Below are 16,269 nucleotides of genomic sequence, written 5' to 3' on the forward strand. Positions count from 1 at the left end.
CGATGGCAACTCTTGTTTTCCAGGCAGCCGGTGCGGCCATCGGCAGCATATTCGGGCCTGTTGGTACCATGCTGGGCCGCGCCGTAGGGTCGCTGGCCGGCAATATGGTCGATCAGGCGCTGATCAACGGCAGCTCCACCACGACAGGCTCGCATCTGTCGTCGGCGCGGATCGGCGGGGCCAGCGAAGGCACGGCGCTGAACCGGGCCTATGGCACGGTGCGCATCGGCGGCACGTTGATCTGGGCGACGCGGTTTGAGGAAAAGACCACCACCGAGACCTCCGGCAGTAAATCCACCGGCACCAAGACCAAGAGTTACGATTATTACGGCAATCTGGCGCTGGCTTTGTGCGAAGGACCGGTGGCAGCCATCCGCCGGGTCTGGGCCGATGGCGAGGAAGTGGATCTGACCGAGGTTGAGATGCGCTTTTATCCGGGCAGTGAGGATCAGGGCGTCGATCCGCTGATTGCCGCCAAACAAGGCGAGGGCAATGCGCCCGCCTATCGCGGCGTCGCCTATGTGGTGTTCGAGCGCCTGCCGCTCGACGATTACGGCAACCGTCTCCCCGTGCTGCAATTTGAGGTGATCCGTCCGCTGGGCAGGCTGGAAAGCCAGGTCAGGGCCGTCACCATCATTCCCGGTGCCACCGAGCATGGTTATGCCACGACAGCCATTACCGAGGAAACCGGCGATGGCGAAGAGCGGATCATCAACCGCAATACGCTGGTGGCCGCCACTGACTGGCAAGCCTCTCTGGATGAATTGCAGGCGGTGTGTCCCAATCTCGTCCGTGCTGCGCTTGTTGTCAGCTGGTTCGGCACCGATCTGCGGGCCGATCAATGCGCTATCGTGCCAGGGGTCGAAGTGGCGAGGCGTGACGAGGAGAGCCGCGCCTGGAATGTTGCGGGCATCGGGCGCTCACAGGCCCGGCTGGTCAGCCAGAGCGGCGGCGGCCCGGCCTATGGCGGCACGCCCAGTGATAAAAGCGTCATCGAGGCGATCAAGGATCTGAACAGCCGGGGCATTGCCACCTGCCTCTATCCTTTTGTGATGATGGATATTCCCTCCGGCAACGGACTGACTGATCCTTATGGCGGGACAGAACAGGCGGCCTATCCCTGGCGTGGTCGCATCACCTGTTCGCCGGCCCCTGATCTTGCCGGCTCGCCTGATGGGACGGACGCGGTGGACGCCATCATCGAGGCCTTCATGGGCAAGACCACGGTCGATGATTTCTTCTTGCTCGGCACCACGATCCTTTATACCGGCAACAAGAATGGCCGTGATAGTGGCTATCGGCGTCTGGTGCTGCATTCTGCGCTGCTGGCTAAAGCCGCAGGCGGGGTGGACAGTTTCGTGATCGGCTCGGAACTGAAGGGCCTGACCACCCTGCGCGGTGCGGATAACAGCTTTCCCTTCGTCACCGCCTTGATGCAATTGGCTGAGGATGTGCGCGCCATTCTGGGGAGCGGAACCAAGCTGACCTACGGGGCCGATTGGAGCGAGTATTTCGGCTATCATCCTGATGACGGGTCCGGTGATGTGTTCTTCCATCTCGATCCGCTCTGGGCCTGCGCGGCCATCGACGCTGTCGGCATCGACAATTACATGCCGCTTTCGGACTGGAACGACGCGGATTTTACTGCCGATAATCCGGATGGGTTTATCATTGCCGATGACCGTGCCGCCATGCAGGCGCAGATCGCTGCCGGGGAGGGCTATGACTGGTATTACCCAAGCCTTGCCGCCCGCAAGAAACGCGAGCGGGCCGCCATTACCGACGGGCTGGCGGGCAAGCCCTGGGTCTATCGCTATAAGGACATCCAGTCCTGGTGGGAAAACCACCATTACAACAGGGTCGGCGGTGTTGAGCTTTCCGCGCCAAGCGCCTGGATGCCGAAGCAGAAACCGATCTGGTTTACCGAATTGGGCTGCCCGGCGGTGGAGCGTGGTGCCAACCAGCCGAACGTGTTTCCCGATCCGAAATCCTCGGAAAATGCGCTTCCCTATTTCTCTTCCGGCATGCGCTCGGATGCCATGCAGCGGCGGTTTCTTGAAGCGCATCTGGGGTATTGGCAGGGAGAGGCGGCACCCGCTGGCATGGTCGATGCCGACCACATCTTTCTCTGGACCTGGGACAGCCGGCCCTTTCCGGCCTTTCCCTATGATACCGATCTGTTTGCTGATGGCGACAATTGGCGCAGCGGCCATTGGCTGAACGGCAGGCTGGGCGGCGGCACGCTGGCCGAGGTGATTGCCGCGATATTGGAAGATTGCGGCTTTACCGATTACGATGTGTCCGCCGTGACCGGTGATCTCTCTGGCTATGTGCAGGGCGATGTCTCCTCGGCCCGCAGCCTGATCGAGCCGCTGACCGAGGCTTTCCTGATCGACGTGATCGAGGATGGCGCTGTGCTGCGGTTCCGCTCACGCCAGGCGGCCAGTTTGAAGGCGGTCGAGACCCGGGTTTTCGTCGATACCGAAGACGAACCGTTCTGGACCGAGACCCGGGGTGATAGCACCGATTATGCCGGTCAGGCCGTATTGGATTTTTACGATCCCGCTAATGATTACGAGGATGCCAGCGTCCGCTCGCGCCGCGTGGTGGGGACATCCGCCAAGCTTCTGTCCAGTGATCTGCCTGCGGTGCTGGATGAGGCGAGCGCTTTGGCCGTGGTTGAAACGCAATTGCGCGATCACCGGATCGGGCGGCGCAGCCTGACCCTGTCGCTATCGCCCTCGCAGCTGGCGCTTCAGCCCGGTGACGTGCTGACCTTGCCGGACGGGCCATCCGGCCGGTTCCTGATCACCCGGATCGAAGACAGCAGCACGCTGTCGTTGGAATTGACCGAAGTGGCAGCGCCGGTGTCCAGCGCGATTACGGTTGCCAGCAGCGGGCGGGTGCAGAGCGGGCGGGCTTCGGACGGGTTTGCGCCGCTGTGGCGGCTGATGGACCTGCCACGCCTTGATGATGGCGAGGACGGCAGTTTTGCGCGCGCGGCGGCCTATGCCAGTCCCTGGCGCAAGATCGTGCTGTCGTCATCCGCCGAGACCGAGAACTATGCGACCCGCGCCGTGGTGGAAGGGCCTGCGACACTCGGCACCCTGTCATCGGCATTGGCTGCGGGTGTGTCGGGCCGGTTCGATAGGGCCAATCGTCTGAGTGTCACCCTGTCCTATGGCAGTTTTTCCTCCGGCTCGCGGCTGTCGGTGTTGAACGGCGACAATCGGCTGGTGGTCAAGGCGGCCAACGATATCTGGGAGGTGATCGGTTTCCAGACGGCGGACGAGGTGGAAAGTGGCGTCTGGCAATTGTCCGGCCTGTTGCGCGGCCTCTATGGCACGGAGGACGCCATGGCCGCAGGCGCGGTCTCCGGCGCGCAGGTGGTTCTGCTCAACAGTGCGGTGACTGCGCTTGACCTTGCCGATAGCGAAATCGGCCTGACGCTGAACTGGATCGCCGAGGCCGCAGGCACCAGCCTTGCGGCCAAGGGACCGGTCAGCTTTTCCGGTGGCGTGCGGGCGCTGACCCCGCTTTCCCCGGTGCATCTGCGCGCCAGCCGCGCGCCCAGCGGCGATATTGCGCTGAGCTGGGTCCGGCGCGGCCGCACCGATGCGGATAATTGGACGCCATCCGATATTCCGCTCGATGAGGAAAGCGAACGCTACCAACTCGATATTCTCGACGCTGGAAAGGCGGTGCTGCTCAGCGTCACCCTGACATCTGCGGCCTACACCTACAGCGCCGAGTTGCAGGCCACAGACTTTGGCGTGGCACCCTCGACGCTTGCCATCCGGGTCCGCCAGATTGGCCGTCATGCCAGCGGCATAGCGGCTGAAGCACAGTTCACTTTCTGATCTTCAACCCAAAAACCTCCACCGAAAAACAAGGGAAATTGACATGAATGACGGCAAACCGTGGTATCTGTCCAAGACTGTCTGGGGTGCGCTGGTCGCTATCCTGGCGTCCGGCCTGCAACTTGGCGGGTTCGAGCTTGGTGTTCTGGAACAGGGTCAGTTGACCGATGGACTGGTGGCGCTGGCCGGATCGGTGGGCGGGCTGGTGGCGCTCTATGGTCGGCTGGTGGCAAGCCACGCCATCGTCCCCCAGGCGAACCGGCCGCCCCCGGAAAAACCCTGAACGGCAATGGATATCGCTCCTAATCTGCCAATAATCTCATAAATTGAAATGCTTGGCCTGTCGCAGATCTGTCATGCAGATCGTGCCACAGGCCAAGATTACCATGCATTCATTTGCCATTCAGCCGCTCTTCGGTAACACTGACACCACGATAACCGAATGCGGCAGAGTGGCAGTTGATGGCATCCAAATCGATCATAGGCAGTATCGCAGCCGGGCTTATTGCCTGGACGGTACCGGCGACCACAACGCCGGTCCCCGATGCCGTGCCTATGTCGCAGATGTTGTCTGGCCCCAGTGGGTCGTCTGCACCTGTCATCGTCCAGGCGCAGAACCAGAATCAGAACAACGACAATTCCGACAGTAACGACAGCAAATCCAATGGCAGGGTCGATTGCCGTTCGGCGGCGCTCAGGGCCGTTGAGCAGGCGGGTGGGCAATTGCTCTCGGTGCGGCTGTCGGGCGGCCAATGCGTGATTACCATCCTCGTGCCGGGCACCGGCGACAATGCTCGGCCTCGCAAGATGACGGTCCAGGTGTCCCGCTGAGGCTGGTTTTGAGCCAAGGGGTAGTGTAAGGCTTTCTATCTGTTGGTTATTTTTTCTCATGCGGTCTGGTTTTCGGGACCTGCCCGCGGGATCGCCCGGCTGGCGCCAGCATGGCAAAACGGAGAAGTGAAGAATGCGCATTCTCGTCGTCGAGGACGATGTCAACCTGAACCGCCAGCTGGTCGAGGCGCTTCAGGAGGCAGGCTATGTGGTCGACCAGGCTATGGATGGCGAGGAAGGTCATTATCTCGGTGATACCGAGCCCTATGACGCCGTGATCCTCGATATCGGTCTGCCGACCATGGACGGCATTACGGTTCTGGAAAAATGGCGCTCTGCCGGACGTGCCATGCCGGTGCTGATCCTGACCGCCCGCGACCGCTGGAGCGACAAGGTATCCGGTATCGACGCTGGTGCCGACGACTATGTCACTAAGCCTTTCCACGTCGAAGAGGTGCTGGCGCGCATCCGGGCGCTGATTCGCCGCGCCGCCGGCCATGCCTCGTCGGAAATCGCCTGCGGGCCGGTGCGGCTCGACACCAAGAGTTCCAAGGTCACCGTTTCGGGCAAGGCGCTGAAACTCACTTCCCATGAATTCCGGCTGCTGTCTTATCTCATGCATCACATGGGGGAGGTCGTGTCGCGCACCGAACTGGTCGAGCATATGTATGACCAGGATTTCGACCGCGATTCCAACACGATCGAAGTGTTTGTCGGGCGGCTGCGCAAGAAGATCGGGCTGGACATGATCGAGACCGTGCGCGGTCTAGGCTACCGGATCAAAGCGCCTGACAGCGTCGAGGGCTAGGTGTTCCGGGTCAACTCTCTCACCCTTCGCGTCCTGCTGTCAGCCACTCTCTGGTATATCATCGCGCTGGTCACCATGGCTGTGGTGATTTCGGCGCTCTATCGGCAGGGGGCAGAGCGCTCCTTCAACGATCTGTTGCGCGCCCAGCTCTATAATGTCGTCAATTCCGTCACGGTGGGCGATGGTGAAAGCCTGTCTGGCAGTCCGGCGCTCGGTGATCTCAGGTTTTCGCAACCCGGAACCGGCTGGTACTGGCTGGTTGAGCCGCTCGGCTCCTTCAATGCCGCGCCGCTGGCCTCCACCTCATTGGGGTTGACCAATCTGCCGGTGCCAAGCTTTGAGGAAAGCCCCTTCGACCAGAATTACGAGCGGTTTTACGGCATGACAGACAGTTTCGGCAACCGGCTGCGGATCGCCGAGACCGAGGTTATCCTGGATGAATCTGGCCGTGCGGCGCGGTTCCGGGTATCGGGCAATCTGAAAGTGGTGGAAGACGAAATTACCGGATTTTCCCACCGGCTTTACGCCGTTCTGGCGATGTTCGGGGTCGGCGGCCTGCTGGTCAATGCCGTTACTATTATCTTCGGCCTGAAGCCGCTGGATCGGGCGCGTCGGGCGCTGGAGCGCATCAGGGGCGGCGAGGCTGAGCGGATCGAGGGAGAGTTCCCCCGCGAAATCGAGCCATTGGCCAATGAGATCAACGCCTTGATCGATAGCAACCACCGCATTGTCGAGCGCGCCCGCATGCAGGTCGGCAATCTCGCCCATTCGTTGAAAACTCCTATTGCCGTGCTGCTCAACGAGGCGCGGGTGCTTGATCCGCCGCATGGCGAGGTCATCAAGGCCCAGGCGTCTGCCATGCAGAGCCAGGTCGGCACCTATCTCAACCGCGCCCGCATCGCTGCCCAGCGCGAATCGGTGCTATCACGGGCTGAAGTGGAACCGGTTCTGGAGCGTCTGGTACGGGTGATGCGCAAGCTGAACCCGGACAAGCAGTTCGAGGTTCACCTGGAGAGCCAAGCCTCGGGGCAAGGCCTGGTTCTGGCGATGGAAAGCCAGGATCTCGAGGAAATCCTTGGCAATCTCCTGGAAAATGCTGCCCGGCACTCAGAAACCACTGTTACCGTGACGGCCCGGATCGCGCCGACCGGCGAGGTTGGGCTCGATCCGGGTCGTAGGGCCTGGCTGGAAATCATCGTCGAGGATGACGGCCCGGGCCTTGACCCGGACCAGATCGGCGAGGCGCTGAAGCGCGGTCGCCGGCTGGACGAAAGCAAGCCCGGGACCGGGCTAGGCCTGTCGATTGTCAAGGAAATAACCTCGGAATACCAGGGCAAGCTTGGCCTATCGCGCGGCGTCAACGGGGGGCTGCTGGCCAGGCTGGTTTTACCGGCCCTGTCGCGGGACGGGGCGTGAGGTGGCTTTGGCGCCAGATGATGTCTGCCAGCGGATGTCGGATTGAAAAGCCGAATTGGGATTTTTCCTGACACGCTCCAGTTTAACAAATGTCAAGTTGGCAAACTCTATGGCAGGGATCGAAATGGCGGCTTGCAAAGTCGTGCGGTGTCGGGCTTATCATAAGAGACTACAGCAACGTGTGGTTTGACCACAAAATGTCATGAAAAACAGAATTTGGAATTGCAGGCTATGAGGAAGATCAGCACCGGTTTTGCATTTGCCCTGCTGGGCTGCGCCCTGGCACTGACCTCCTGCAAGACGACCGGTGGCAGCACCGGCTTGCTTGGCAAATCCACCACTTCAAGCTCGCTCTATCTCAACGCGCTGCAGGGCGGCATTGTGTCGCGGACCGGTGCGGAACTGGACAACAGCCAGAAACAGCGGGCATTGGCGGCCGAATATCAGGCGCTGGAAGTCGCCCCCGGCGGCCAGACGGTGACCTGGCGCGATGACGATGTTTCCGGCGAAGTGGTGGCCGCAGCCCCTTATCAGGTGGGCAATCAGAACTGCCGCCAATATCGCCACAAGGTAACGGTCGATGGCAAGACGGTGGAGGCACGCGGCGTCGCCTGCCGCAATGAAGACGGGACATGGACACCTCTGACCTGAATCACATCATCGCGGGTCGATGCAGCTTCCCCTTGACTTAAGTCAAGGCTGATGGAAGGTCGGTTGTTTAAAACGTCATCAGTTGCACGATAGTATGGACGGCGTTCCAAAACGTCATAGAACCCTTCGGGTTCGGAGCATTTCCAGGAAAAGTGTAAAACGGTTTTCCGTCCGGAAATGCGTACAAAAAAGAGATAGAGTTTTTCAGCGTTTCGCTGAAAAACTCTAGGGAGCCTTATGCTGTTCTGGGTTGAAATTGCTGTTCTGACCTTTGCCGTTGCTGCGGCCTTTTTATTGCCGCTGACACGGGCGCAGCAGCGTGGCGAGCGTGAGACCCGCGATGGTGCGATGGCCGTCTATCGTGATCAATTGCAGGAACTGGAGCGTGACCGGGCGGGCGGGTTGATTTCCGCCGAGCAGGTGGATTATGCCCGAGCTGAGATTGCCCGCCGCCTTCTGGCCGCCGATAAGGGTGATGAAACTCAGGCGGTCAAAAGTGCGCCTCGCAAAACCTCGCGCAATGGTCTGGCGCAGGCCTTCGTTGTTCTGCTGGTACCAGCAGTCGGCCTTGGGCTTTATCTTGCCCTCGGCAGTCCCGGCCTGCCATCACAACCCTTGCAGGCCCGGTTGGAAAATCCCGGCAATGACATGAGCCTGTTGATTGCCCAGGCCGAGCGCCATCTGATGCAAAAGCCTGATGATGGTGCAGGCTGGGATGTGCTGGCTCCCATCTATCTGCAACAAAACCGCATGGGCGAGGCGGAACTGGCCTTTCGCAACGCCATCCGGTTGAAGGGCGCCAGCCCCGAGCGGCTCAACGGGCTTGGCGAAGCGCTGATTGCTCAGAGCGACGGCGTGGTGACCGATGCCGCCCGTGATCTGTTTTCGCAATCCGTGGCGCTGAATCGCGACAATCCGCGTGCCGCCTATTATCTGGCGCTGGCGCTGGAGCAATCCGGCAAACGCGACGAGGCGCTGGCCGCTTTCAAGGCGATTGCGGCTCAATCACCGCCCAATGCGCCGTGGCTGCCGCTGGTCGCCCGCCATATCGCCCGTAATGGTGCGGATGCTGCTGCAATGCCTGCACCCCTTGGAAATCCGGATGCTGCCACCGTGGCCGCAGCCCAGGGCTTGCCGGACGGCGACCGTCAGGCGATGATAAAGGGCATGGTTGAAAGCCTGGATGCCAAGCTGAAAGCCGATCCGAATAATTTTGAAGGCTGGGTGCGGCTGGTGCGCTCCTATACGGTGTTGAAGGACAACCAGCGGGCGCTCGAAGCCTTGAAAGCCGGATTGAAGACCTTCCCGGCCGAGGGGGAGCAAGGCAAGCAGCTGATCGCCATGGCGCAGCAATTGGGATTGCCGGTCGAGGAGGCGCTGAAATGACCCGAAAGCAGAAACGTCTGGCCGTCATCGCCGGGGGCGTCGGTTTCATCATGGTGGCCGTGTTGCTGGTTCTGTTCGCTTTCGGCCAGTCTATCGCCTATTTTTACATGCCATCGGATCTCGCCAAGACGCCGGTTGGTCCTGGCACCCGCATCCGGCTGGGCGGACTGGTGGCTGAAGGCTCGGTCAAGCGCGACACCGGCTCCACTGTCAGTTTTGCCGTGACCGATGGCACGGCCACGGTGCCGGTGACCTATACCGGCATTCTGCCGGATCTGTTTCGTGAAGGGCAGGGCGTGGTGACGGAAGGTGTGTTTGGCGCTGGCGGCACGCTGTTTGATGCCGATACGGTTCTGGCCAAGCACGACGAGAATTACATGCCGAAGGAAGTTGCCGACCGGATGAAGAAGGACGGCGTCTGGAAGGGTGAGGGAGAGGCGAAATGATCATTGAGATCGGCCATTATGCGCTGGTGCTGGCGCTGGCCGCCGCACTCCTGCTTTCGGTCCTGCCGATGCTGGGGGCGCGCAGGGGCGATACAGCCATGATGCAGACGGCAGTGACCGGCACCTATGCGCTGTTTGCGCTGGTGCTGTTTGCCTTTGGTGTGCTGGCTTACGCCTATCTGGTCTCGGATTTCTCGCTGCTGAATGCCTATCAAAATTCCCACTCACTGATGCCCGCCATCTATCGCTTCTCGGCGGTCTGGGGTAATCACGAGGGATCGATGATGCTGTGGCTGTTGATCCTGACGCTGTTTTCGGCGCTGGTGGCGCTGTTCGGCAGCAATCTGCCCGACCGGCTGAAAGCCAATGTGCTCGGCGTTCAGGCCTGGATTTCCACGGCCTTCATTCTGTTCATCCTGATCACCTCCAATCCCTTCATCCGCCTCAATCCGGCGCCTGCCGAGGGGCAGGATCTCAATCCGGTTTTGCAGGACCCCGGCCTCGCCATTCATCCGCCGCTGCTGTATCTCGGTTATGTCGGCTTTTCCGTCTGTTTTTCCTTTGCCATTGCCGCCCTGATCGACGGGCGGATTGATGCCGCTTGGGCGCGCTGGGTTCGGCCCTGGACGCTGGCGGCCTGGACCTTCCTGACGGCGGGCATCGCCATGGGCTCCTACTGGGCCTATTACGAGCTGGGCTGGGGCGGCTGGTGGTTCTGGGACCCGGTCGAAAACGCCTCCTTCATGCCCTGGCTGGCAGGTACTGCGCTGTTGCATTCGGCGCTGGTGATGGAAAAGCGTGATGCCCTGAAAATCTGGACGGTGCTGCTCGCCATCCTCACTTTCTCGCTGTCGCTGCTTGGCACATTCCTGGTGCGCTCCGGCGTGCTGACCTCGGTGCATGCCTTTGCCACCGATCCAAGCCGGGGGATTTTCATTCTCGCCATCCTCATCCTGTTCATCGGCGGTGCATTGTTTTTGTTCATGCTGCGCGCGCCGCATTTGAAGGCGGGCGGGCTGTTCCAGCCGATTTCGCGCGAAGGCGCACTCGTGTTGAATAACCTGATCCTGACGGTGTCGACCGCGACGGTGCTGATCGGCACGCTCTATCCGCTGCTGCTGGAAACCCTGACCGGTGAGAAGATCTCGGTTGGCGCACCCTTCTTTAACCTGACCTTCGGCCTGTTGATGATCCCGCTCCTCGTCGCCGTTCCGTTCGGGCCGATGCTGGCTTGGAAGCGCGGCGATCTGCTGGGGGCGCTGCAACGGCTCTATCTGGTGGCGGTGTTGGCCTTTCTGGTTGGGCTTGTGTTCTATTATCTCCAGAATGGCGGCCCGGTTCTGTCCGTGCTGGGGCTGGCCGCAGGCTTTTTCCTGATGTTCGGGGCGCTGGCCGATCTTGCTTATCGCTCGGCTTTCGGCAAGCAGACGGCAAGCGTCGCCTTCCGCCGGTTGATCGGCCTGCCGCGCTCGGCTTTCGGCACGGCGCTCGCGCATTTTGGCCTCGGCGTTACTGTGCTGGGCATTGTTGCTGTCACCACGTTTGAGAGTGAAATGGTGGTGGAGATGAAGCCCGGTCAGACCGTGGAGGCCGGGGGCTTTTCCCTGACCTATGACGGGCTGCGTTCTGCCAAGGGACCGAATTATACCGAGGATCGTGGTCATTTCACCATCCGGCGCGGCGGGGTCTCCGAGGGGGATGTGTGGTCGTCGAAGCGGCTTTATACGGCAAGGCGCATGCCGACCACCGAGGCGGGTATCCGCAGTTTCGGCTTCAGCCAGCTCTATGTTTCGCTTGGCGATGCCATGGCCGACGGCGGCATGGTGGTGCGTATTTGGTGGAAGCCTTGGATTCTCTGCATCTGGGGCGGGGCGCTGGTGATGATGATCGGCGGCTTCGTCTCGCTCTCCGACCGGCGTTTGCGCGTCGGTGCTCCAAACCGCAAGGCAAAGGCAGTGGCGGCCAATGGTGCCGTCAAGGGCCTGGAGGCGGCGGAATGAGGGGGCTTTTTGCCATCTTCCTCGGCTTCTGGCTGTTGCTGGTCCAGCCCGCCTTTGCCGTCAATCCCGATGAAATGCTGAAAGACCCGGCCTTGGAGGCACGCGCCCGGCAGCTGTCGGGGCAACTCCGCTGCATGGTCTGCCAGAACCAATCCATCGATGACAGCAATGCCGAACTCGCCCGCGATCTGCGGCTTCTGGTGCGCGAACGCATCGTCATGGGCGATAGCGATGACGATGTCATCCGCTATCTGGTGTCGCGTTACGGTGAATTCGTGCTGCTGAAGCCGCGATTGACGTCAGAGACCTTGCTGCTATGGGGCGCGCCCGGCCTGTTGCTTGTTGTCGGCGTGGGCGCAGCCTTCGCCTACAGCCGCCGTCGTAGGAGCGTGGCTGCGGCGGAGCCGTTGAGTGCGGATGAAGAGGCTCGGCTGAAGCGGCTCCTGGAGGAGTAGGGGCGGCTCCCACGAAAACCAGCAGGGTTCAGCCGCAGGACGCGGGGATATGTCCCCATCAGAAAAGCGGGATCTCGATCGTTGTGGGGTGATCGCTCGCCACGCCACTCACGCCTTGACGATAGACACGGTTGGGAAGCGGGTGAGGCACGCGCTTGGCGAAAGTTGTGCGCATGAAAAGCATGACACGACGATCGGTTATCGCGTTACCGGTCGATTTTTCCATATAGATTTTTGCAGGGCGTCCTTGGGCGTCGGTTATCAAACGAATGGCGCCGATCTCCTTGTGCGGGGCGGCTGCGCAGCCGGTCAGTATTGCCGCGAATAAACAGAGTGGAATACGATGCATAGAAATCCCCGGATCGGCTCAGGATGCGTAAAGGTCGTCCAAACTTTATCAAGCGACCGGCGTCGAACCTATTGAAAAACCTTTCCGGCGCGTAAATTTCCGCATTACCAACTTTTCATGTTCCGGACAGTTCGTTGTAACGTGATCCATCCTATATCTTTGTCATCCACCGCCTGAAGCCGGGTCGTTCCGGTCTTCGCACGATACGATGCCAACCAGAACAAGATAAGGTAGAGATCCATGTCGAAATCCTTCCATAATCGCTCCGTTACCTCCAGGCTGCGGGCAGGCACCGCGGCAGGGCTGGCGGCCCTGATGCTGGCGGGTGCCGTGACGGTAACGCCTGCGCTGGCCGCGCCCGTCGAGGTTCAGGCGCCGCAGGTGCCAAGCTTTGCCGATCTGGTCAGTGCCGTTTCGCCCGCCGTCGTCTCCATCCGCGTCAAATCGGATGTGCAGCAGGCCTCCGAGGATGGCAGCAATTTCTCCTTCAATGGTCGTGACTTCGACCAGCTTCCCGATCCTCTGAAGCGCTTCTTCAAGGAATGGGGCATGCCAGGCCCCGGCGGTCCAGGTGGTCCAGGAGGCCCCAAGGGTGGACCGCATGCCGAGCGTCATGGCAAGCTGCGTCCGATTGCCCAAGGGTCGGGCTTCTTCATCTCCGAGGACGGCTATGTTGTGACCAACAATCACGTAGTTTCCGATGGCCAGGCCTATACAGTGGTGATGAATGACGGCACCGAATACGATGCCAAGCTGGTCGGTAAGGACCCGCGCACTGACCTCGCCGTTTTGAAGGTCGATCAGCCGACCAAGAAATTCACCTATGTCGAATGGGCGCAGGACGAGAAGATCCGCGTTGGTGACTGGGTCGTGGCCGTCGGCAATCCTTTCGGTCTCGGCGGAACCGTGACGTCGGGTATCGTTTCGGCTTTTGGCCGTGATATCGGCTCCGGCCCTTATGACGATTACATCCAGATCGATGCACCGGTAAACCGGGGCAATTCGGGTGGGCCGGACTTCAACCTCAGCGGCAAGGTGGTCGGGATCAACACGGCGATCTTCTCGCCATCGGGCGGTAGCGTCGGCATCGCCTTCGCTATTCCGGCGGCGACTGCCAAGGATGTCGTTGCTGAATTGATCAAGCATGGCTCGGTGCAGCGCGGCTGGCTTGGCGTGCAGATCCAGCCTGTCACCAAGGATATTGCCGAATCGCTCGGTCTGGCCGATGCCAAGGGCGCACTGGTGGCTGAGCCGCAAACCGGTTCTCCCGGTGAAAAGGCCGGTATCAAGCAGGGCGACGTGATTACCGCCGTGAATGGCGATCCGGTCAAGGACCCGCGTGACCTCGCCAAGCGCATTGCTGCCTTCCCGCCCAATACCAAGGTCGATATTTCTATCTGGCGCAATGGCAAGCCGACTGCCGTCAAGGTCGATCTCGGCACCTTGCCTGCTGAAAAGGATACGGCCAGCAGTGATGAGGATCAGGGCGCGCCCGAGCAGAACGCACCGGCCACCGAGCAGGCGCTTGCCAATCTCGGAGTCACTGTCCAGCGTGCCGATGACGGCAAAGGCCTGACGATCACCAATGTCGATCCGGATTCCGACGCTGCCGACAAGGGGCTGAAGACCGGCCAGAAGATCACGTCCGTTAACAACCAGCAGGTCTCCAGCGCCGCCGAGGTCAAGAAGATCCTTGATCAGGCCAAGAAGGACGGTCGCACCAAGGCGCTCTTCCAGGTGGAAACCGACAATGGCAGCCGCTTCATCGCCCTGCCGATCAACCAGGGCTGATGATCAGGCCTCTGGCGGCGGCTGGACCATTTCAGTCGCCGCCAAATCTTCCGGCAGGATGTGTTTTCGTGAACGAAGAGGCGCAGATCATGGCATTCGGGACGGGACAAAGCATGGAAACCGGTAAAACAGGCTGTGCATCGGGCAATGCGGGCACTAATGTCGCACGCATGAAAATACTTGTGATCGAAGACGATCTTGAAGCCGCCGCTTACATGACCAAGGCCTTCCGCGAGGCGGGGATCATGGCCGACCACGCCAGCGATGGCGAGGCGGGCCTGTTCATGGGTTGCGAAAATACCTATGATGTGATGATCATCGACCGGATGCTGCCGCGCCGCGATGGCTTGTCGGTGATATCAGAATTGCGCAAGCGCAGTATCAATACGCCGGTGCTGATCCTGTCGGCGCTTGGCCAGGTGGATGACCGGGTGACCGGCCTTCGCGCTGGTGGCGACGATTACCTGCCCAAGCCCTATGCTTTTTCCGAGCTTCTGGCCCGGGTCGAAGTGCTGGGGCGACGCAAGGGGACGCCGGAACAGGACATGATTTACCGGGTCGGTGATCTGGAGCTGGACCGCCTGTCCCACGAAGTGCGCCGGGCGGGCAAGGAAATCCTGCTCCAGCCCCGCGAATTCCGCCTGCTGGAATATCTGATGAAGAATGCCGGGCAGGTGGTGACACGCACCATGCTACTGGAACATGTCTGGGACTATCATTTCGATCCGCAGACCAATGTCATCGACGTGCATGTGTCGCGGCTGCGCTCCAAGATCGAAAAGGATTTCGACCGGCCGCTGCTGAAGACGGTGCGCGGTGCCGGCTATATGATCAAAGACGAAAGCTGACGAACCCTGATGTCGCGTGCCGGATTTCTGTTCAAGTCTACCGCCGTCAGGCTTTCGGCGCTTTACATCATTCTTTTCGCGCTTTGCGCCGCTCTTCTGGTGATCTATGTCACGGCGCTTTCGGAACGGCTGCTCAATCAGCAGACGCGAGAGAGCCTGCAACAGGAAGTGACCGAAATCGAGCGCGCTTATGAAAAAGGTGGCGTCGAAAATCTGCTGCGGCTGATGGAACGGCGCATGCGCCAGCCCGGTGCCAATCTCTATGTCATTGCCGGGCCAAATGGCGAGTTTCTGGCGGGCAATGTCAGCTCCGTCGAGCCGGGCGTGCTGGATCGCGAGGGCTGGACGAATTTTCCCTTCGCTTATAACCGCTATGCCGAAACAGGGCCTGCCCGCCCGCATCTGGCGATTGCCAATGTGCTGGCGCTGGACAATGGGCTGCGCATTCTGGTCGGGCGGGATCTGGGTGAGCCGACCAAATTCCGCATTCTGGTGCGCAAGGCGCTGATGGTGGCGCTGGCGATCATGGGGGCAGGGGCTTTGGTGATCTGGTTTGCCATTGGCCGCAATGCCCTAAAGCGCATCGATCGGGTCTCTGCCGCCAGCAAGAAGATCATGGCGGGCGATCTTGGCCAGCGTCTGCCGGTCTCCGGTTCCGGCGATGAATTCGACCGGCTGTCGCGCTCACTGAACGACATGCTGGAGCGGATTGAAAAGCTCAATGAGGGCCTTCGCCAAGTCTCCGACAATATAGCGCATGATCTGAAGACGCCGCTGACCCGGCTGCGCAACAAGGCCGCCGATGCGCTGGCCGAGGATGATGACCTGCTGCGCCGTCAGGCGCTGGAAGGGATTATCGGCGAATCGGATCAGTTGATCCGCACGTTCAACGCGCTGTTGATGATTTCTCGCGTTGAGGCAGGCTCGATTGCCGCCGAGCTTTCCGATCTTGATGCCTCCGGCATTGCCGCTGATACCGCCGAGCTTTACGAGCCGGTGGCCGAGGAGGCGGGCTATGTGCTGGCAAGCGCTATTGTCCCCGGCATCACTGTGCGGGGCAATCGCGAACTGATCGGCCAGGCGATTTTCAACCTGCTCGACAATGCCATCAAATATGCGGGTGAAGGCGGCAGCGAAATCCGCGTCGAACTGGTGAAGGCGGCGAACGGCGAGGCCCGACTCAGCGTCTGCGACCATGGCCCCGGCATCGCGGCGGAGCGCCGGGAAGATGTCGTCAAGCGTTTCGTGCGGCTGGATGAAAGCCGCAGCAAACCGGGCACCGGTCTTGGCCTGTCGCTGGTCGAGGCGGTGATGGCGCTGCATGGCGGCAGACTGGAACTGAGCGACACCAATTCTACCAATTCCGAGTGTCCCGGACTGACGGCCACCATGGTCTTTCCGCGTGTAACCGCATAAACTTCTCCCAAC

Annotated in this window: 14 protein-coding genes; 13 read left to right on the forward strand and 1 reads right to left on the reverse strand. The window is 60.7% G+C overall.

Annotated elements, in window-relative coordinates; translation table 11 throughout:
- Positions 1 to 2 precede the first annotated feature (2 nt).
- The 10 genes from AVI_RS05345 (at position 3) to AVI_RS05390 (ending at position 11,853) form a co-directional block, all read left to right on the forward strand.
- Positions 3 to 3,860: a baseplate multidomain protein megatron gene (locus tag AVI_RS05345; protein ID WP_041696369.1), complete on the forward strand. Its 3,858-nt coding sequence runs from the start codon at positions 3 to 5 to the stop codon at positions 3,858 to 3,860.
- 43 nt (positions 3,861 to 3,903) lie between these two features.
- The gene (locus tag AVI_RS05350; protein ID WP_015915391.1) at positions 3,904 to 4,143 is read left to right on the forward strand and encodes a hypothetical protein; all 240 of its coding nucleotides are present in this window, start codon (positions 3,904 to 3,906) and stop codon (positions 4,141 to 4,143) included.
- Between the two features lie 179 nt (positions 4,144 to 4,322).
- The gene (locus AVI_RS05355; RefSeq protein ID WP_015915392.1) at positions 4,323 to 4,691 is read left to right on the forward strand and encodes a hypothetical protein; all 369 of its coding nucleotides are present in this window, start codon (positions 4,323 to 4,325) and stop codon (positions 4,689 to 4,691) included.
- A 133-nt stretch (positions 4,692 to 4,824) separates the two neighbouring features.
- Positions 4,825 to 5,499 carry a response regulator transcription factor gene (locus AVI_RS05360; protein ID WP_015915393.1) on the forward strand — a complete coding sequence of 225 codons (675 nt, stop codon included), beginning with the start codon at positions 4,825 to 4,827 and terminating at the stop codon, positions 5,497 to 5,499.
- Entirely contained in the window at positions 5,500 to 6,915 is a 1,416-nt protein-coding gene (locus tag AVI_RS05365; RefSeq protein ID WP_015915394.1) for a sensor histidine kinase, read from the forward strand.
- 231 nt (positions 6,916 to 7,146) lie between these two features.
- The gene (locus AVI_RS05370; RefSeq protein WP_015915395.1) at positions 7,147 to 7,566 is read left to right on the forward strand and encodes a lipoic acid synthetase; all 420 of its coding nucleotides are present in this window, start codon (positions 7,147 to 7,149) and stop codon (positions 7,564 to 7,566) included.
- Positions 7,567 to 7,803: 237 nt separating this feature from the next.
- Positions 7,804 to 8,952 (forward strand): c-type cytochrome biogenesis protein CcmI, encoded by a 1,149-nt coding sequence (ccmI, locus tag AVI_RS05375; RefSeq protein WP_015915396.1) that lies wholly within the window; start codon positions 7,804 to 7,806, stop codon positions 8,950 to 8,952.
- Positions 8,949 to 9,398, forward strand: coding sequence for a cytochrome c maturation protein CcmE (ccmE, locus tag AVI_RS05380; protein ID WP_015915397.1), 450 nt, complete (start codon positions 8,949 to 8,951; stop codon positions 9,396 to 9,398). The genes ccmI and ccmE overlap by 4 nt, the downstream gene beginning before the upstream one ends.
- Positions 9,395 to 11,398, forward strand: coding sequence for a heme lyase CcmF/NrfE family subunit (locus AVI_RS05385; RefSeq protein WP_015915398.1), 2,004 nt, complete (start codon positions 9,395 to 9,397; stop codon positions 11,396 to 11,398). The genes ccmE and AVI_RS05385 overlap by 4 nt, the downstream gene beginning before the upstream one ends.
- Positions 11,395 to 11,853, forward strand: coding sequence for a cytochrome c-type biogenesis protein (locus AVI_RS05390; protein WP_015915399.1), 459 nt, complete (start codon positions 11,395 to 11,397; stop codon positions 11,851 to 11,853). The genes AVI_RS05385 and AVI_RS05390 overlap by 4 nt, the downstream gene beginning before the upstream one ends.
- A 58-nt stretch (positions 11,854 to 11,911) precedes the next feature.
- Here the strand turns inward: AVI_RS05390 and AVI_RS30475 are convergent, their stop codons facing one another.
- Positions 11,912 to 12,202 (reverse strand): hypothetical protein, encoded by a 291-nt coding sequence (locus tag AVI_RS30475; protein WP_071207991.1) that lies wholly within the window; start codon positions 12,200 to 12,202, stop codon positions 11,912 to 11,914.
- Between the two features lie 240 nt (positions 12,203 to 12,442).
- Here AVI_RS30475 and AVI_RS05395 point away from each other — a divergent pair, with 240 nt between their 5' ends.
- The 3 genes from AVI_RS05395 to AVI_RS05405 all read left to right on the forward strand — a co-directional run bounded on the left by AVI_RS05395 (position 12,443) and on the right by AVI_RS05405 (position 16,257).
- On the forward strand, positions 12,443 to 13,993 hold the full coding sequence (locus AVI_RS05395; RefSeq protein WP_041696372.1) for a Do family serine endopeptidase: 1,551 nt from the start codon (positions 12,443 to 12,445) through the stop codon (positions 13,991 to 13,993).
- Positions 13,994 to 14,106: 113 nt separating this feature from the next.
- Positions 14,107 to 14,841 carry a response regulator transcription factor gene (locus tag AVI_RS05400; RefSeq protein WP_085946615.1) on the forward strand — a complete coding sequence of 245 codons (735 nt, stop codon included), beginning with the start codon at positions 14,107 to 14,109 and terminating at the stop codon, positions 14,839 to 14,841.
- Positions 14,842 to 14,850: 9 nt separating this feature from the next.
- Complete coding sequence (locus AVI_RS05405) at positions 14,851 to 16,257, forward strand: sensor histidine kinase (protein WP_015915402.1); 1,407 nt, start codon at positions 14,851 to 14,853, stop codon at positions 16,255 to 16,257.
- The last annotated feature ends 12 nt before the right edge of the window (positions 16,258 to 16,269 follow it).

The organism is Allorhizobium ampelinum S4 (assembly GCF_000016285.1).
GTDB classification, from domain to species: Bacteria; Pseudomonadota; Alphaproteobacteria; order Rhizobiales; family Rhizobiaceae; genus Allorhizobium; species Allorhizobium ampelinum.